The sequence below is a fragment of the Kitasatospora herbaricolor genome (genome assembly GCF_030813695.1).
GTDB lineage: Bacteria > Actinomycetota > Actinomycetes > Streptomycetales > Streptomycetaceae > Kitasatospora > Kitasatospora herbaricolor.
This window is the reverse complement of sequence record NZ_JAUSVA010000002.1, coordinates 3,090,689-3,107,943: the sequence shown is the minus strand read 5'-3', so window position 1 is coordinate 3,107,943 and position 17,255 is coordinate 3,090,689. Positions and strand designations below refer to the sequence as shown.

16 protein-coding genes are annotated in these 17,255 nt (G+C 74.3%); 13 read left to right on the top strand and 3 right to left on the bottom strand.

From position 1 onward, the window contains the following. Positions 1–44 precede the first annotated feature (44 nt). The 3 genes from J2S46_RS13970 to J2S46_RS13960 all read left to right on the top strand — a co-directional run bounded on the left by J2S46_RS13970 (position 45) and on the right by J2S46_RS13960 (position 5,157). Complete coding sequence (locus J2S46_RS13970; RefSeq protein ID WP_191289256.1) at positions 45–890, top strand: DegV family protein; 846 nt, start codon at positions 45–47, stop codon at positions 888–890. Between the two features lie 603 nt (positions 891–1,493). Further along, positions 1,494–2,186, top strand: coding sequence for a ComEA family DNA-binding protein (locus J2S46_RS13965; RefSeq protein WP_229912523.1), 693 nt, complete (start codon positions 1,494–1,496; stop codon positions 2,184–2,186). A gap of 262 nt (positions 2,187–2,448) precedes the next feature. After that, positions 2,449–5,157, top strand: a complete 2,709-nt coding sequence (locus tag J2S46_RS13960; protein WP_229912521.1) for a ComEC/Rec2 family competence protein — start codon at positions 2,449–2,451, stop codon at positions 5,155–5,157. Between the two features lie 89 nt (positions 5,158–5,246). On the opposite strand, the gene J2S46_RS13955 is transcribed toward J2S46_RS13960, so the two are convergent. Next, positions 5,247–5,483 (bottom strand): hypothetical protein, encoded by a 237-nt coding sequence (locus J2S46_RS13955; protein ID WP_229912585.1) that lies wholly within the window; start codon positions 5,481–5,483, stop codon positions 5,247–5,249. 260 nt (positions 5,484–5,743) lie between these two features. On the opposite strand from J2S46_RS13955, the gene holA reads away from it, so the two are divergent. Continuing rightward, complete coding sequence (gene holA / locus J2S46_RS13950) at positions 5,744–6,739, top strand: DNA polymerase III subunit delta (RefSeq protein ID WP_191289254.1); 996 nt, start codon at positions 5,744–5,746, stop codon at positions 6,737–6,739. A gap of 23 nt (positions 6,740–6,762) precedes the next feature. Here the strand turns inward: holA and J2S46_RS13945 are convergent, their stop codons facing one another. Next, complete coding sequence (locus tag J2S46_RS13945; RefSeq protein WP_307350017.1) at positions 6,763–7,431, bottom strand: hypothetical protein; 669 nt, start codon at positions 7,429–7,431, stop codon at positions 6,763–6,765. A 549-nt stretch (positions 7,432–7,980) separates the two neighbouring features. After that, positions 7,981–9,045 (bottom strand): cobalamin-independent methionine synthase II family protein, encoded by a 1,065-nt coding sequence (locus J2S46_RS13940; protein WP_191289252.1) that lies wholly within the window; start codon positions 9,043–9,045, stop codon positions 7,981–7,983. Between the two features lie 362 nt (positions 9,046–9,407). Between J2S46_RS13940 and J2S46_RS13935 the strand changes: the two genes are divergently transcribed. The 9 genes from J2S46_RS13935 (at position 9,408) to J2S46_RS13895 (ending at position 17,195) form a co-directional block, all read left to right on the top strand. After that, a complete protein-coding gene (locus J2S46_RS13935; RefSeq protein WP_191289251.1) occupies positions 9,408–9,794 on the top strand; it encodes a hypothetical protein in 387 nt (128 codons plus the stop codon). A 35-nt stretch (positions 9,795–9,829) separates the two neighbouring features. Further along, on the top strand, positions 9,830–10,459 hold the full coding sequence (locus J2S46_RS13930) for a class I SAM-dependent methyltransferase (RefSeq protein ID WP_191289250.1): 630 nt from the start codon (positions 9,830–9,832) through the stop codon (positions 10,457–10,459). A gap of 137 nt (positions 10,460–10,596) precedes the next feature. After that, the gene (locus J2S46_RS13925; protein WP_073927716.1) at positions 10,597–11,004 is read left to right on the top strand and encodes a YciI family protein; all 408 of its coding nucleotides are present in this window, start codon (positions 10,597–10,599) and stop codon (positions 11,002–11,004) included. 8 nt (positions 11,005–11,012) lie between these two features. Next, a complete protein-coding gene (locus J2S46_RS13920; RefSeq protein WP_191289356.1) occupies positions 11,013–12,188 on the top strand; it encodes an RNA polymerase sigma factor in 1,176 nt (391 codons plus the stop codon). A gap of 574 nt (positions 12,189–12,762) precedes the next feature. Further along, the gene (locus J2S46_RS13915) at positions 12,763–13,065 is read left to right on the top strand and encodes a hypothetical protein (protein ID WP_191289249.1); all 303 of its coding nucleotides are present in this window, start codon (positions 12,763–12,765) and stop codon (positions 13,063–13,065) included. After that, positions 13,062–13,445, top strand: coding sequence for a DUF6907 domain-containing protein (locus tag J2S46_RS13910; protein ID WP_191289248.1), 384 nt, complete (start codon positions 13,062–13,064; stop codon positions 13,443–13,445). Before J2S46_RS13915 ends, J2S46_RS13910 begins: the two co-directional genes overlap by 4 nt. Then, complete coding sequence (locus J2S46_RS13905; RefSeq protein ID WP_191289247.1) at positions 13,445–14,695, top strand: DUF2637 domain-containing protein; 1,251 nt, start codon at positions 13,445–13,447, stop codon at positions 14,693–14,695. Before J2S46_RS13910 ends, J2S46_RS13905 begins: the two co-directional genes overlap by 1 nt. After that, positions 14,692–14,982: a SpdD protein gene (locus J2S46_RS13900; protein WP_191289246.1), complete on the top strand. Its 291-nt coding sequence runs from the start codon at positions 14,692–14,694 to the stop codon at positions 14,980–14,982. The genes J2S46_RS13905 and J2S46_RS13900 overlap by 4 nt, the downstream gene beginning before the upstream one ends. Positions 14,983–15,053: 71 nt before the next feature. Beyond that, positions 15,054–17,195: an FtsK/SpoIIIE domain-containing protein gene (locus tag J2S46_RS13895; protein ID WP_229912512.1), complete on the top strand. Its 2,142-nt coding sequence runs from the start codon at positions 15,054–15,056 to the stop codon at positions 17,193–17,195. Positions 17,196–17,255: the final 60 nt, after the last annotated feature.

The following is a 17,255-nucleotide window of genomic DNA, read 5'->3' as shown; positions in this document are numbered from 1 at the left end:
TACGGCGCTGTCCTCCGGGGCGTACGGGGAGTAACCTCCGGCTCATGCCCGCTGACCTCGCCATCGTCACCGATTCCACGGCCTACCTGCCGCAGGACGCAGTCGACCGCCACGGGATCACCGTGGTGCCGCTGAGCGTCGCGGTCGGTGACGAGGTGCTCGACGAGGGCGTGGAGATCTCGCCCAAGGACGTCGCCGAGGCGCTGCGCGGCAAGCGCCGTGTGACCACCTCCCGCCCCAACCCGGAGACCTTCGCGGCGGCGTACCGGGCGGCCGCCGAGTCGGGTGCCACCGGTGTGGTCTCGCTGCACCTGTCGGCCGAACTGTCCGGCACCTGCGAAGCCGCCCGGCTGGCGGCCGCCGAGGCTCCGATCCCCGTCCGGGTGGTGGACAGCCGCCTGGTCGGCATGGCTCTGGGGTACTGCGTGCTGACGGCCGCCCAAGGCGCCGAGTCCGGCCTGACCTTGGACGAGGTGGCCGCCTCGGCCACCCGGCGAGCCGGTCTGACCAGCGGATTCTTCTACGTCGACACGCTGGAGCACCTCCGCCGGGGCGGCCGGATCGGCGCCGCCCGGGCGCTGCTCGGCTCGGCCTTGGCGGTCAAGCCCCTCCTCCACCTCTCGGGCGGCCGGATCGAGCCCCTGGAGAAGGTCCGCACCGCGTCCAGGGCGATCGCCCGGCTGGAGGAGATCGCCGTCGATCGGGCGGCCGACCGTGAGGTGGACATCGCCGTCCACCACCTCGCCTCCGCGGACCGGGCCGAGCCCCTCGCCGAGCGGCTGCGCGAACGCGTTCCGGGACTGCGCGAGCTGTACGTCGGTGAGGTGGGCGCGGTGATCGGCGCGCACGTCGGGCCGGGCCTGCTCGCGGTGGTCCTCTCCCCGCGCTGAGCGGCCTCCGCGTTACAGCTCGGGCCGCGATGCACTCCTGTGGGTGACGCCGGATATCCACAGGCCGGGGTTGTCCACAGGCTGTGAGCGGGTTTCCCGCAGGTACGGGGGCGGTGCGTACCGTCCTGGGCCATGAGAACCCTGACACCGGGCGCCGCCAAGCGCCGAGAGACCGCCGAGACCGTCCGCGCCCGGATGGCGCAGCTCCTCGCCGGGTGGCCGCCGGGCGAGCCTGCCGTCCCCGTCCCTGATCCCGACCCCGCTCCCGACCCCGGTCCTGCCTCCGGCTCCGCCTCTCCCGCACCCTCCGCACCCTCCGAGTCTGCCGAGGCGGAGGCCGATCGCCGGCCCGGCCTTCCTGGCCGTGGTGAGCCTCCGAGCGGCACCGGGCGGGGCACGCGCGGCGGTGCCGGCTCCGACTTTCCCCCGCCCCACCCGGATCCGCTCTTCCGGGCGCCTCCCGGTGGGGTGCCTCCACCGGTCCTTCCACTCGTGTCGCCGCCCGGATCCCCGCCAGGGCCTTCGCCGGAACCCCCACCGGATCCGGGTGCGTCGCCCGCCCAGGTGTCCGGGGCGGACGACGGGTGGGAGCCGGCGGCAGCCGTGGCTCCTCGCCCACCGTGGCCGAGACTGCGTCCGGCCTTCGGATTCGACCGGCGGGCGGTGCTCGGTCTGGCCGTCCTGCTCGCGCTGGCCGTCGCGTACGCGGTGCAGCACTTCTGGTTCGGGCGCCCCGAGACCGTCCAGGTACCGCCTGCGGCGTCGCCGACGGTGCGTGCCGGCCCCGAGCTCCCGGCCACCTCCACCGAAGGTGCCCAACCTGCCCGACCCGTCGGACCTGCGCAGTCCGCCGGTGCGGCCGGTCAACCGGGACCGCCCGAGGCCGGCGGAGTCGTGGTGGTGGACGTCGCCGGCAAGGTCCGGACCCCGGGGATCCGGGCCCTGCCGGGCGGCTCCCGGGTGGCCGACGCCCTGCGCGCGGCGGGCGGCGCACTGCCCGAGACGGACACCAGCACGCTGAACCTGGCCCGTGTCCTGACGGACGGTGAGCAGATCCTGGTCGGCGGGCCGGCGCCACCGCCGGCCGCGGGGCCCACCAGCAGGAGCCCGGTGAGCCTCAACCACGCGACGACCGAGCAACTCGACGCACTGCCCGGCGTCGGGCCGACGCTCGCCCAGCGCATCGTCGCCTACCGGGAGGCGCACGGCGGGTTCCGCTCCCTGGACCAGCTCCGCCAGGTGAGCGGAATCGGCGAGCGGACGTACGCCGAGTTGAAACCACTGCTGACCCTCTGACCCGCCCCCGACCGGGCGTGGGCCTGCCCCGGCACACCTGGGCGAGCCGACAGCGAGGAGGTGAACCATCGTCGATCCAGCCGTTCCTCCCCACCCCGCCCGCCTGCCCGACCGCGGCGATCCTGGTCCTGTCCCCGGTCCCGCTGCTCCTGCTCCTGCTCCCGCTCCTGCTCCCGCTCTCGCTTCTGCGCCTCCTCCCGCCCCCGTGCCCGCCGCCGGCGACGGCCCTCGGCACCACGAAGCCGGCGGAGCAGCCGTCCCGGTGCCCGCGGCGGACCTCCGGCTGCTGCTGCCGGCCGCCTCGGCCTGGGGTGCCGCGGCGGCGGTGCTCCACCTGGTCCCCGGCCAGCGCCCGGCTGCCGCTGTCGCCGCCTGCCTCCTCGCGGTCGTGGCGACCGTCCTCCTGCTCCTCCGTCGCGGCTTCCAGGGCCGGGCCGCCGCCACCCTGGCCGCCGTCCTCCTCACCGCCGCCACGGCGACCGCCACCACCCTGCTGCACACCGCCGACCTGCACCGCGGCCCGCTCCCCGCCCTCGCCCGCCCCGAGTCCGCCGCAGCCCCACCCCAGACCGCTCCGGGAGCCGCCACCGCGACCTCTCCCTCACCGGCCCGATCGCCGGCCGCCGGCGCCGAGCTGCGGGTCGAACTCACGATCACGGGCGACCCCAAGTCCCGTACCTCGCGGGCCCGGGGAACGGCTCCGGGGCAGTCCCTGGTCACCGTCGAGGCCGTCGCCGATCAGGTGGCCGTTCCCGGCGCGGGCGGCCGGGTCACCGTCACCCGGGGCAGAACCCCGGTCCTGGTCATGGTGCGGGCCCAGGACGCGGGCCCCTGGCTGCCGCTGCTGCCGTCGACCCGTCTGGCCGCCGAGGTGAGGGTCCTCCCGGCGGGCGAGGGGTTCCGCGACAGCGCGGCCGTCCTGCTGGCGCACGGCCCGCCCCGGCCGATCGCAGGTCCGAGCCTTCCCCAGCGCATCGCCGGCCGGCTCCGGGCCGGGCTCCGCGCCGCCTGCGACGGACTGCCCGCCGATGCCCGTGGTCTGCTCCCCGGCCTGGTGGTGGGGGACACCTCCCGCCTTCCGGACGACCTCAGGGAGGACTTCCGGGCCACCGACCTGACCCACCTGACGGCGGTCAGCGGGGCGAACCTGGCGATCCTGCTGGCGGTGCTGCTCGGCGCTCCCGGCCGGGCGGGCACCCCCGAACGCCGTGGGCTCGCCGCGCTGCTCGGGCTCTCCCTGCGCAAGACCGCACTGCTGGGGACGGCCGTGACACTCGCCTTCGTCACCGTCTGCCGCCCCGACCCGAGCGTGCTCCGGGCGGCCGCCACCGGCCTGATCGGGCTGCTGGCCCTGGCCTCGGGCCGGCCCCGGCACGCGCTGCCGGCGCTCTCCGGCGCGGTGCTCGTCCTCGTCCTGCTCGACCCCGAGCTCGCCCGCTCCTACGGGTTCCTGCTCTCGGTGCTCGCCACCGCCGGACTGCTGGTGCTGGGCCCGCGTTGGGCGGCGGCCCTGCGGGCCCGGGGCTGGCCGGGCCCGCTGGCGACGGGCGTCGCGGCCGCCACGGCCGCGCAGGCCCTCTGCGCCCCCGTCACGGTGCTGCTGGCACCACGGGTCAGCCTCGTCGCGGTGCCCTGCAACCTGCTGGCCGAAGTGGCCGTGGCGCCGGCCACCCTGCTCGGCTTCGCCGTCCTGGCGCTCGAACCACTCGCACCCTCGCCTGCACGACTGCTGGCCTGCGTGGCCGGGATCCCGGCCGGCTGGCTGGCCACGGTCGCCCGGGTCGGCGCGTCCCTCCCGGGCGCCCAGCTCGCCTGGCCCGGCGGACTGTTCGGCGCGGGCACCCTGATCGTGGCGACCCTGGCCGCGTGCTGGGCAGCGCCGCTCCTGCTGCCTCCGCCCACGGCCCCGGGCGGCGTGCCCGGACCACGGGGCGTCCGCTCGCGCCGGGTCCGGGTGCTGTCGGCGGCCGTCCTCGCCCTGACCCTGCTGCTCGTCCTGTTGCGCCCGCCGGCCCTCACCAGGATCGCCACGGGCTGGCCGCCCGAGGGATGGCGGCTCGCCATGTGCGATGTCGGCCAGGGCGACATGCTCGTGCTGCCGGTCCTCCCGGAGGACCGGGCGGGCGCCGTGGCCGATGGTGCGCCGTCCGAGAACGGGGCGTCCGAGAGCGGGGCGTCCGAGAGCGGGGTGTCCCAGAGCGGGGTGCCCGACGGCAATCCGCCCGACAGTGCCGTGGTCGTCGACGCCGGACCGGACCCGCGCGCCGCCGACGCCTGCCTGCGGAGCCTCGGCATCACCCGCGTCCCGCTCCTGCTGCTGACCCACTTCCACGCGGACCACGTCGAGGGCGTGCCGGGCGTGCTGCGCGGCCGGCAGGTGGGGGCCGTCGAGACCACCGTCCTGGACGAGCCGCCGGCCGAGGCCGCCAGGGTGCGGGGCTGGGCGACAGCGGCCGGCGTACCGCTCCTCCGGGCCGGCCCGGGGGAGCATCGGACGGCGGGGCCGGGGCTGTCCTGGGAGGTGCTCTGGCCGGCCGGGGAGCACGGTGTCGAGGCACCGGGGGCCAACAACGCCAGCGTCGCGCTGCTGGTCACCCTCGGGCGCGCCGGCGGCTCGGCCGGGGGCCTGCGCGTCGCCCTTCTCGGGGATCTGGAACCCCCGGCGCAGGCCGCCCTGCTGGCCGGGCGCGGAACCGGCCGGGTGGACATCCTCAAGGTGGCCCACCACGGCTCCGCCCACCAGGACCGGAGCCTCGCCGCGGCCCTTCGCCCCCGGCTGGCCCTCATCTCCTGCGGCCGGGACAACCCCTACGGCCATCCCGCACCCCGTACGGTCGAGCACCTCCGGGAGCTCGGCGCGACCGTGCTGCGCACCGACCTGGCCGGCGACGTCGCGGTCGTCGGTGACACCCCTGCCACCCTCGGCGCGCTCACCCGTCCCCACGACCGGGAGGCGGGCTCCCCCCGATGAGGACTTACCCCGCCGCCCCGCCTCCCCGCACCTCGCCCGCCCGCACCGTGCCGCCCGTACTCCGGCCCCGCGGCTCGGCCTCCCGTGGCTCAGCCTTCCTCGCGCCAGCCCTCGTACTCGACCGCCAGGGCGTCGAGCTCGGCGAGCAGGTCCGTCGTCCACCCGCTCTCCGGCGGCTCCACGACCACCAGCCACTGCGCGTCCTCGGCGTCGTCCTCACCGGCCAGTGCGTCCCGGACGACGTCGAGGTCACCGAGCGAGGGCTGACGGGCGGAGAGGTCCTCCGCCGCCTCGTCGGCGGCGTCACGATCGGGCAGTACGAGCAGTTGGCGGGCGTGGAGGTCGATGTCGTTGTCGTTCACGCCCCCATTCTCCAGATCCCGCCCAGGTGCCCCGCACCCCGTACCCGTACCCCTGCCGGTCCCGCACCCTGGCCGGTCCCGCACCCTGGCCGGTCCCGCCGCCGCACCCCGAACCGGCCCGCCCGTCCACCGCCGACCGCCCGTCCACCGCCGCCCGCTCGCCGACCGCCTGCTGCCGCTGCTCCCGCCGGGATTGTCCGGGCCGCGTGGGATGCTGGTACGCGATGGCCAGGAAGAGTGCACCCGACGATCTGCTCGCCCCGCTGACCCTCGTGGTCGGCCAGGAGGAGCTGCTGCTCGACCGCGCGGTCGCCCAGGTGGTGGCGGCGGCCAAGGCGGCCGACCCTGACACCGACGTACGCGATCTGGCGCCCGGAGGCCTGCAGCCCGGCAGCCTGGCCGAACTCACCACGCCCTCGCTCTTCGCCGAGCGCAAGGTCATCGTGGTCCGCGCGGCTCAGGACCTCTCGGCCGACTCCGTGAAGGAGGTCAAGGCGTACATCGAGAACCCGGCCGAAGAAGTGATCGTGGTCCTGGTGCACGCGGGCGGCGTGAAGGGCAAGGGTCTGCTGGACGCCGGGCGCAAGGCGGGCGGACGCGAGGTCACCTGCCCGAAACTGACCAAGGCCGGTGACCGGCTCGCCTTCGTCCGGGGCGAGTTCCGCACCCTCGGCCGCTCCGCGAGCCAGGAGGCCTGCCAGGCCCTGCTCGACGCACTCGGCAGCGATCTGCGCGAACTCGCCGCCGCCTGCAGCCAGCTGACCGCCGATGTCGAGGGCACCATCGACGAGACCGTGGTGGCCCGCTACTACAGCGGCCGGGCCGAGGCGACCGGCTTCGAGGTGGCGGACCTGGCGGTCACCGGCCGGGCCGCCGAGGCGCTGGAGCGACTGCGCTGGGCGCTGGCCGTCGGGCAGCCGCCGACCGGCATCACCTACGCCTTGGCCTCGGGCGTCCGCAGCATCGGCCGACTCGCCACCACCGGGCGGAACATGCGTCCGGCCGACCTCGCCCGTGAGTTGGGCATGCCGCCGTGGAAGGTCGACCGGGTCCGCCAGCAGATGCGCGGCTGGACGGGCGACGCCGTCGCCACCGCCCTGACCGCCATCGCCCAGGCCGACGCGGCGGTCAAGGGCGGATCGGACGACCCCGCCTACGCGCTGGAACGCGCCGTGGTCGCGGTCGCGAAGGCGGCCCGCTCCGGAGCCCGCTCCTACTGAGCCCGGGCCGGCGCCCGGAGCGGTCAGCGCCCGCCGATCGCCTTCAGCAGGTCCCGGCTGTCGGCGAGCAGCGCCTGGCGGATCGTCTCCTGCTCGGGCACGGTGGTCCGGCCCTCCTGGTAGCTCCCCGACCAGGACAGGTAGTACGTCATGCCGCCCTCGCGGAGCAGCAGTTCGTGCGTGATGCTGTGCCAGCTCTTGTCCGTCCCGCTGGGTTCGTCCCGGTAGGCGGTGTAGGCCGAGTCGCCGAAGCCGGGAACGTCGGTGACCCGGTACCCGGCCTGCCGGCGTCCGTCCTTCTCGGCATCGAACTCGGCGCTCACGTTGACCGCCTTGTGCAGGCCGACCTGCGCGTACAGCGAGGCGTAGTCGGCGTCACCGTCGCTGCCGCCGACCGACCCCTGCTGGAGGGAGAGCACGCAGCTCATCGAGTCGAGGGCGGTGGCCCGGTCGGTGCGGTGGTTCGGGGTGTCGTCCGGCTTGCGGTAGATCTGGTTGAACTTGACCAACTTGGCCGTGGCGCAGAGGTCGTCGACGGCGTGGTAGCCGCGCAGGCCCAGCGGCGAGCCCTTGGTGGTGACCATCCCGGGCACGGTCAGCACCACGGCCGTCCACACGACCGAGACCAGGGCGGCGCCCACGAAGGCCCAGCCCGCGTTTCGCCGCAGGTTTCCCCGACGGCTCTCGGACACCGGCTGCACCGGCTGGGGGTTCGGGAGACCGTAGCCGGGCGCCGCGGTCTGCTGCGCAGGGAATCCTCCGTAGCCCGTGCCGGTCCGCGGTGGCGTCGTCATGAAATCCCCCTGAGATGTCCAGCGTCGTGGGGCATCGGTATGCCGGTTCGAAGACGATAGCGGCAGTGTTCGTCGGCCTCCGCGGGAAGGCCGGCCTACGGCGACCCGGCTCCTGAGTGCACGTCGCGTCCCCGCCCGCACGTCGCGTCCCCGCCCGCACGTCGCGTCCCCGCCCGCACGTCGCGTCCCCGCCCGCACGTCGCGTCCCCGCCCGCACGTCGCGTCCCCGCCCGCACCTCGTCTCCCCGTACGCCCGCCGCGTCACCGCCTCGCGCAGGAGTGGGGCCCCGTGATCACGAGGCCCCACTCCCGCGGGACGCGCCACGGGCCCGCCCTCAGCGGGCAGTCACCGTCAAGTCCGCCGTCCAGGCCGCCGTCGCGGCGTCATCACGGTAGTCATCGCGGCGGTCATCGCGGCGGTCATCGCAGCGCTCGTCACGGCCGCGATCAGACTCCCAGCTCGGTCGAGGCCAGGGCGGTGCCCTCGATCCGCGCGGCGATCTTGGCGAAGGCGGTCTCCCTGGAGGTGGAGCGGTCGTCGGCGAACGGCGCGAAGCCGCAGTCGTCGCAGGTGCCGAGCCGCGACGGGTCGATGTACTCGGCCGCCGTCAGCACCCGGTCCCGTACCTGCTGCGGGGTCTCGACCACCGGGTCGATCGGGTCAGTCACGCCGACGAAGATCTGCTGGTCCTCACCCGCGTGCTTGGCCACCAGGTCGAGCACCCGCCGCGGCTCCGCCTCCCCGGCGAGTTCCAGGTAGAACGCACCCGCCCGGAGGGCGAAGAGGCGGGGCAGCAGCTGGGCGTAGTCCACGTCCGCGCTGTGCGTGGAGTCCTGGTCGCCTCCGGGGCAGGTGTGCACGCCGATCCGGGCCCGGTCCTCGTCGGAGAACCGCTCCAGCACGCTGTTGTTGAGCGCGACGAAGGAGTCGAGGAGCCCGCCCGAGGGGTCGAGCTTCAGCGCGAGGCGCCCCTCGGTGAAGTCGATCTGGACGCGCTGGGCGCCCGCCCGCAGGCAGCGGCGGATGTCCTGCTCCGCCTGGTCCGCGAGGTCGGCGACGAACTGCTCGCGCGGGTACCCGGCGATGCCGTCGGCGGGGTAGATCAGGCTGATCGCCGAGGGCGCGATGACGGCCTGCTTGACCGGCACCTTGGCGTACTGCTGGGCGGCGAGCAGGTAGCTGTCGGCGTACGTCCCGTAGCGGAACGGTCCGGCGGTGAGCAGCGGCAGTTGACGCGTGTGCCCGTCCGCGAACGGGATGACGGCGCCGTCCGGGGCCAGGCCGGTGAGCCCCTCCAGCGGGTAGGTGGCAAAACTGGACTTGGCCTGCTCGCCGTCGGTCACGACGGGTGAGCCGAGGGCTTCGAGGCGCGCGATGGTGTCCCGTACGGCGTCCTGCCGCTGCTGCGCCAGCGAGGCGTCGTCGAGCTGACCTGCGGCGTGCTGCTCGACCGCCGCCAGGAGCTGGGCGGAGCGGGGAAGACTGCCGATGGGTTCCGTGGGGAGCGTCATGGGCAGCACACTATCGACACGCAGAGCATCCGGTCCATCACCATGAGCATTCAAGGTGCTTCGTGTGTCGACCAGTTGACGCCCGTGGCAGGGGTGCCCGGCGAAGCGGCCGTGGTGGGGCGGGTGCAAGGGGCGCATGCCGCCGCGACTCGTCCCGATGACGGGAGCGCATGTTCGTCGTACCCGAGTTGACGATCGGTCGGAGAAGCCGACTGTCGATCGCGGGAGGCAGGTCGCCGCGGTGCGGTTCCGAGGGGCGGCGCCGGTAACGGGTCCGCAACTCCCCGGCGGCTCCGCCGGTAGGCCTGGAAGCGTGTGCCGTGCGTGTGTGCCGCCGCGTTGACCACGACCCTGGAGCGCAAGTGAAGAAGACCGACGCCGGCTACCCGGACGCCCTCGCGGCCACGGTGCAGATCCTCAGGGCCTGGGCGGCCGAAGGGCGGGAGGCGACGCCGAAGACGTACACGGACCTGTCCTCGGCGCTGCGGGAGCGGAACGTCCGGGACGTCCCCCCGCACGGCGGGATCATGCCGCACCTCCTGGAGGACGCCTCGCTCTGGGAGAACGAGGACGGCAGGCGCCCGATGCTCTCCGCCCTGGTGACGAGCAAGGAGCTGGGGATGCCGTCGATCGGGTTCTTCGAACTCGCCGCCCGGTCCCCGTTCTCCCGTCCGCTCCGGGGCGCCGAGCTGTGGGAGCGGGAACGGGACGCGGTCCACGCGGAGTTCGCCCGGCCCGGCCGTACCTGACACACGGCGGGCCGGCCGGCCCTAGAGTCCTTCCTGTGGCGGATCATCAGGACGAGACCAGGACCGCCTACGACGGGGTCGTCGAGCTGTACGCGTCGCTGTTCGCGGACCGGCTGGAGGGGCAGCCGTTCGCCCGCGCCATGATCGGCACGTTCGCCGAACTGGTGCGGGCGACGGGCAACCCGCGGGCGGCGGACGTCGGGTGCGGGCCCGGACATCTGACGGCCCTGTTGCACGAACTGGGCCTGGACGCCTTCGGACTCGACCTCTCCCCGGGCATGGTCGACCACGCCCGGCGGGCGCGTCCGGCGCTGCACTTCGAGGAGGCGCGGATGGAGTCCCTGCCGGTCGAGGACGGCGCGCTCGGCGGCGTGCTGGCCCACTACTCGATGATCCACACCCCGCCCGGAGAGCTGCCGGCGCTGCTCGCCGAGCAGGCACGCGTCCTGGCGCCGGGCGGCCTGCTCCTGGTCTCCTTCTTCGGGACCGACGGACCGGAGCCGGTCCGGTTCGACCACAAGGTCACGCCTGCCTACAGCTGGCCGGTGGACCGCCTCGCCGGACTGGTCGCCGACGCCGGCCTCACCCCTTTCGCCAGGCTGCTCCACGACCCGGCCTCCGAACGGGGCTTCCTCGACGCCCACCTGCTCGGCCGCCGGTCGTAGGCCAGGAGAGGGCGTCCGCCGCGCCGTAGGGAAAGTCGGAAGAAAACTTCGGCCGCCGATGTCGAGAACCCGTGACCTGCTCCGTCCCAGGGGTGAATGCGACCACAATGGGTCGCACAGCACCGAGGAGTCACACCATGGCCAAGTACCTGCTGCTCAAGCACTACCGCGGCGCCCCGGCCCCGGTCAACAACGTGCCGATGGAGAAGTGGACGCCGGAGGAGATCTCGGCCCACGTGCAGTACATGCGCGACTTCGCCACCCGGCTGGAGGGGACGGGCGAGTTCGTCGACGGCCAGGCGCTCGCCCCGGGCGGCACGTTCGTCCGCTACGACGGCGAGGGGCGCCCGCCGGTGACCGACGGCCCCTTCGCCGAGACCAAGGACCTGATCGCCGGCTGGATGGTGATCGACGTCGACAGCTACGAGCGCGCCGTCGAGCTGGCCGGGGAGCTGTCGGCCGCGCCCGGGGCGGGCGGGGAGCCGATCCACGAGTGGCTGGAGCTGCGTCCGTTCCTGACCGAGCCGCCCACCGTCACGGAGTGACCCTGCCCATGGACGAGGCACTGCTGCGCAGCCTCACCCCTGGTGTGCTCGGAGTCCTCGTCCGCCGCGGAGCCGACTTCGCGGCGGCCGAGGACGCCGTGCAGGACGCCCTGGTCGAGGCGGCCCGCGTCTGGCCGGCCGACCGGCCGCGGGACCCGAAGGCCTGGCTGGTGACCGTGGCCTGGCGCCGGTTCCTCGACGCGGCCCGGGCGGACGCCGCCCGCCATCGGCGTGAGCTCCTGGTCGACGAGGAGCCGGCGCCCGGACCAGCGCCCTCGACGGACGACACGCTCCAGCTCTACTTCCTCTGCGCCCACCCGTCGCTGACGCCGTCGTCCGCGGTCGCCCTCACGCTGCGGGCCGTCGGCGGGCTGACCACCCGACAGATCGCCGAGGCCTACCTGGTGCCCGAGGCGACGATGGCGCAGCGCATCAGCCGGGCCAAGCGCACCGTCTCGGGTGTACGGTTCGACCGGCCCGGCGATGTCGCCACCGTGCTGCGCGTCCTCTACCTGGTGTTCAACGAGGGCTACTCCGGCGACGTCGACCTCGCCGCCGAGGCGATCCGGCTCACCCGTCAGCTCGCGGCCGCGATCGACCATCCGGAGGTGGCGGGGCTGCTCGCGCTCATGCTGCTCCACCACGCCCGGCGCGCTTCCCGGACCGCGCGCGACGGCAGTCTGGTGCCGCTCGCCGAGCAGGACCGCAGTCGCTGGGACACCGCGTCGATCGCCGAGGGGGTCGAGATCCTCCAGGCGGCCCTCGCCCGCGACCGACTGGGGGAGTTCCAGGCCCAGGCCGCCGTCGCAGCCCTGCACGCCGACGCTCCCACCGCCGAGGAGACCGACTGGGTGCAGATCGTCGAGTGGTACGACGAACTCGTGCGGCTGACCGACAGCCCGGTCGTCCGGCTCAACCGCGCGGTCGCCGTCGGCGAGGCCGACGGACCGCGCGCCGGGCTGGCCGCGCTCGCGGCGCTGGACGACGCCTCCCCGCGCTCCCGGAACGGGGGACACCCCGTCCCGCGCTACACGGCGGTGGCGGCGTACCTGCACGAGCGCGACGGCGACCTGGCCACGGCCGCCCGGCTCTACGCCGAGGCGGCCCGGGAGGCGTCGAACCTCGCCGAGCGCGACCACCTGACGCGCCAGGCCGCCCGCCTCAACGCCCGCCGGTCACCCTGACGGCTCGCGCGCTCGACTGTCGCGGCCCTGCGCAGTGTCCCGAGCCGGCAGCTCCCCCCGTCCGCCGCTCGCCGCCCGGTGGCCCGCCGGCCCGGCGAATCGGGGCCGGACGTCAGGCCGGGCGCGGCCAGCTTCGCGCCGTCCGTGGTCCGGCAGGTCGACCGGACGCCGGGAGCGAATCCGGTGGGCCTGCCCTGCCGTGTTCCGTCCGGCAGGACCGCAGGACGGCAGGACCGGCGACTCGCCCCGCGCCAAACGCGTACTGCCCGCCAGGGCATCCCTGGCGGGCAGTAGCGGAGGCGCCGGCGAGCCGGCACTTCGGTCGATCCATGTGCACCGCACCCGCGTGGCGAACGCAGGCCGCGTGTGTTCGAAGCATCTGACTGACCTGCAGAAACAGCCTCATAGGCCGGTTGACCTGGGGAAACGCAATCCCGCGTTATCCCGCGATATCCCGGCTTATCCCTGCCTCATGTGTACTGAATGTGTACTGCGAGACAGGACGGCGCCGCCCGGTGGTTGCACACCGGGCGGCGCCTGAGCCGGACCCCTCCAGAACAGGGAGTCCGACCTGATGAACGACCCTACCCCCGCCATGCCCGCCCGCCGGCGGCGACTGCCGGACTACGCGGCGGACGGCCCGCTGCACCTGCTCATGCTGAACATGGGCCTGAGCGTCGACGACCCGCGGGACGTCCTGCTCGCCGCGGCCTACCGGCTCGCGGCCCGCCTGGAGCGCCGCACGGCGCCGTGGGACGCCGAGGGCGACGACCTGCTCGACGCCTCGTACGCGGCCCGCCTCACCGCCGGCCCGTACAGCGCCCACCTTCGCGCCCACTTCGCTGAGTACACCGACCTCGGGCGGGGTGTCCTGTGAGCGCCGGCCGCACCGTGACGGTGCACACCAGCGACCACGGCCCCGTGACGGCCCCCGAGCCCGCGTGGTGCACCGGCCGGCACGAGGACGGCCTGCACCTGGTCGACCTCTCCCACGACGGCCCCGAGACCGTGCTGACCGTCGGCGCCGAGCACGGCGACGTCGGGGTGATGCGGCTGTTCCTCACCCGGTCCCCGTACTCCGGCCGGCCCGAGAACCGGCGCACCAGCCTGGTGGTGGAGATCGGCGGCGACTGCCACCGGTTCCGCGACGACACCGCCCTGTACGCCCTCGCGGACACGCTCGCCGGGCACGCAGTCGAGCTGCGGATCCTCGCCCGGCAGCTGGCGCTCATCCTTCGCGTGGAGGGTGCCCTGTGATGCGCGACCACTCCCGCCGGCTGACCGCCGCCGCGGCCGCCGTGATCGGCCTGCTGACCGGCTCCGCGTTCTGGCTGTCCTACGCCCACCTGCACACCGTGGCCGCCGAGCACGGTCTCGGCGGGTCCGAACCCCGGGCGTGGGCGTGGCCGGGCTGCCTGGACCTGTTCATCGTCGCGGGCGAGCTGTTGATGCTCCGCGCTTCGCTGTCCCGCCGCACGGACTGGTGGGCGATCGCCCTGACCGTGGTGGGCTCGGGCGGGTCCATCGCCCTGAACATCGCGGGCGTCGGCACTCACGCCCAGCCGCTGGACTACGTGGTCGCCGCGGTGCCGCCGACCGCTGCGCTGCTGGCCTTCGGTGCGCTGATGCGGCAGGTCCACGACGCGCTGAGCGACGGTGCAGGTCAGACCGCCCTAAGCACTGCTGAGACCCCTGCGGGCGACCTCGTTCACATTGTCAACGAGGTCTCTGACCAGGCTTTTCCGGCGATCGCCGAAACAGGAACGGCCTCTGACCTGCAATTTTCCCGGATCCGGGAAAATGCCCCGGCAGCCGGGCAGGGGCGTCCGCTCACCGGACCGGTGGGGGACAGGCCGTCCCTCACAGAGGGACACCCTGTCCCCCTGTCTGTTGGGTCCCTCGGGGACCTTACAAGCGGGGAGGGTACTCACCGGCTGAGTACCCCTGGCGCCGCGAACGGTCTCCACAGTGCGGAGACCCCCGAGGTTCCGTCAGCTGTCGTGACGGAATTCGTGACGGAAAGGCCGTCCACGACCATGGACGCCGCCACGAAGGGTGTGCACACTGCGCACACCCCCGGGGACTACCGGAGCGGTACCCCCTCGGACGGGGTCGGCCTGGCCGACTTCATCGACGGCCCGGTGTACCCGGAGCCTGTACCCGCCGCGTACCCGGCGGAGCACGAGCGGGTACAGCTGGCGTTCCTGCCGCTGCCCGACCGGCCCCGGGCAGTCGTTGCTCAGACGGCAACGGTTGCCGCCGAGCCGCCACGTACCCGGCTGCAGGTCGACGCCGAGTACGTACCCGAGGACGGCCAGGACCCGGGTACGGGCGAGTCCGAGGACGACCTGACCGCCCGGGCCCGCGCCGAGTTCGCCGACCGGATCGCGGACGGCAAGGTGCCCCCGATCAGGGAGATCCGGGCCGTACTCGCCGTCGGCCAGGACCGGGCCAAGCGGGTACAGGACGTCCTGCGCCGCGACGTCGAGAGCGGGGTGCGGGCATGAGCACCGACCACCGCTGCACCTGCGGACACGACCACGGGCACGCCATGTACCCGGCCCAGCAGACGCCGTACCCGCCCGCGTACCCGGTGTACCCGCAGCCCCCGGTGCCTGTACCCGCCCGCCCGATCGGCGGGTACGTGGCAGCCGGCGTCGGCGCCGCGGCCGTCCTGGTGCCGGTCCTGATGACCATCACGGCGCTGCTGCTCGCCCTCGGCCTGGCCGCGGTTGCCATTGCGGTGTGCGCGCTGGTGTGCCGCTGGATCATCCGCGACATCCGCCGGCCCTGACCTTCCCCTCGCCCCGCCCGGGGTTCCGTCCGCCGCCGGATCGAACCCCGGGCCACCCTCAGGAGACCCCTGTGTCCGAAGCCTTCGCCACCCGCCCGCACCTGACCGCCGTCCCCGACCCGGCCGAGCCCCTCGACCTCACCAAGCCGGCCCCCACCCTCACCACTGATGAGGGTGACCTCGACGGCGTCGAGGCCGTCGACCGGCCGGGCAACCCCCTCGCGGACTGGCTGTCCGTCCCGGACGTGCCGATCCTCCCGGCGTGGGCCCGCACCCCCGCCCTGGTCCGCGCCAACGCCGGCGCCCTGTGCCGCCTGACGGCCTACCACGGCGCCTTCCACACCCTGCGGCTGCCGAAGTACGGCGCCCGCAGCGTCTGGCTCGCCACCCGCGGCGCCTGGCGCGCCAGCATCCGGCTGTGGCCCGTCCTCACCGCCGCCGACCACACCAAGACCGTCAAGGCGATGGCCGCCCAGTCCAAGGCCAAGCCCGACGACGCCGACGTCGCCCTGCGCCACCAGACCGCCCACCGGCTGCGCACCGAAGCGCGCCGCTCCCGGTGGGGCGCCGCCGCCGCTGTCGTCTCCGCCGCCGTCGCGGCCGGCGCCCTCGCCCCGCCGCTATGGCAGTCGGTCCTCGGTGCCGCGCTGCTGGCTCTGCTCGCCGTCGCCGGCCGGGGTGAGGACAGCCCCTTCCTCGACCAGCCCGACGTGCCTCTGCGCATCGACATGAACGCCCAGCAGCTCAACGACGCGCTGCGCTCCGTCGGCCTGCTCAAGGCCGGCAAGGGCGAGGAGGAGGGGCCGCGGGTGCGCTGCAGCATGGGCCCGGTCCGCGACGGGTCCGGGTGGGCGGTCATCTTCGACCTGCCGACCGGCGGCGGGAAGAAGGCCGCGGACGTCCTCGCCAAGCGCGAGGAGATCGCCGCCGAGCTCGGCGTCGACGAGATCCAGCTGATCATGTCGAGGGTCCGGGCGTCCGGCGGGGGCAACGCCGGCCGGGTGTCGATGTGGGTCGCCGACGACGACCCGTACCTCGGCACGCCCACCCCCTCACCGCTGGTCGCCCTGCGGGAGTTCTCCGTGTGGGAGCCGATCCCGTTCGGCGCCGACGCCCGCGGCAACCGCATCGACGTCCCCGTCATGTGGCAGTCGATGTTCTTCGGCGGCCTGCCCCGGCGCGGCAAGACCTTCACGCAGCGCCTGCTGACCGCCGCCGGCCTGCTCGACCCGTATGTGCGGCACTACGTCGCCGACGGGAAGGGCGGCGCTGACTGGATGCCCATGAAGGCCGTCGCGCACCGCCTGGTGATGGGCGCCGAGGACGACGCCGTCGAGGCGCTCAAGGCGATGCTGAAGGAGCTGCTCGGCGAGATGGAACGGCGCTTCGCCCTGCTGCGGGGCCTGCCCACCTCGGTGTGCCCCGAGGGCAAGCTCACCCCGGAGATCGTGAAGCGGTTCAACGTCCCCGTCATCTTCGTGACCATCGACGAACTGCAGGAGTACTTCACCGCCATGGAGAAGGAGGACCGGGACCAGGTCATCGACGACCTGTGCCGCATCGCCCGCCGGGGGCCGGCTGCCGGGTTCATCTCCAACTTCGCCAGCCAGCGCCCGGACGCCGACTCGGTGCCGACCAAGCTCCGCGAGATCGTCACCATCCGGTACTCGACGCAGGTCATCGACCGGGCGTCCTCCGACATGGTGCTCGGGAAGGGGAAGGCGGCGCAGGGCGCCGATGCGTCCGTGCTGTCCGAGGAGCACAAGGGTGTCGGCGTGCTGGTGACCGGCCCGGCCAGCTTTGTCACGGTCCGCGCGGACTACCTCGACGGCCCCGCGTTCGCCGAACTGTGCCAGCGCGGCCGCGCCCTGCGGGTCGAGGCGAAGACGCTGACCGGCGACGCCACCGGGGATGTCACAGCGGCCGCCGACGACGCCGGCCTGAACATCGCCCCCGTCCTGTCCGACTGCCTCGACGTCATGCGGCACACCGAGCGGATGCACACCGTCGAGCTGCTCGACCGCCTGGTCAACCTCGACGACGACCGGTACGGGGACTGGGACGGCGAGCGCCTCGCCCGCGAACTCGACGCCGCCGGCGTCGTGCGCACCACCAAGCAGGTCAACATCAAGGGCAAGAACCTCGCCGGCTACCGCCGCTCCGACCTCGAAGGCGCGGTGCCCGCCGAATTGCTGCTCGCCGCCCGCGGGTAGACCCCGGGGCCCTACCCGGGCCCGCTACCGACACCCCTCCGGCCCCCCACTACGGTCCCC

Bases quoted from the DNA above. Each gene is read 5' to 3' on its own strand.
- J2S46_RS13925 (WP_073927716.1), top strand. From the start codon at position 10,597: ATGGCCAAGTACCTGCTGCTCAAGCACTACCGCGGCGCCCCGGCCCCG.
- J2S46_RS13905 (WP_191289247.1), top strand. From the start codon at position 13,445: ATGCGCGACCACTCCCGCCGGCTGACCGCCGCCGCGGCCGCCGTGATC.
- J2S46_RS13920 (WP_191289356.1), top strand. From the start codon at position 11,013: ATGGACGAGGCACTGCTGCGCAGCCTCACCCCTGGTGTGCTCGGAGTC.
- J2S46_RS13915 (WP_191289249.1), top strand. From the start codon at position 12,763: ATGAACGACCCTACCCCCGCCATGCCCGCCCGCCGGCGGCGACTGCCG.
- holA (WP_191289254.1), top strand. From the start codon at position 5,744: ATGGCCAGGAAGAGTGCACCCGACGATCTGCTCGCCCCGCTGACCCTC.
- J2S46_RS13940 (WP_191289252.1), bottom strand. From the start codon at position 9,045: ATGACGCTCCCCACGGAACCCATCGGCAGTCTTCCCCGCTCCGCCCAG.
- J2S46_RS13970 (WP_191289256.1), top strand. From the start codon at position 45: ATGCCCGCTGACCTCGCCATCGTCACCGATTCCACGGCCTACCTGCCG.
- J2S46_RS13900 (WP_191289246.1), top strand. From the start codon at position 14,692: ATGAGCACCGACCACCGCTGCACCTGCGGACACGACCACGGGCACGCC.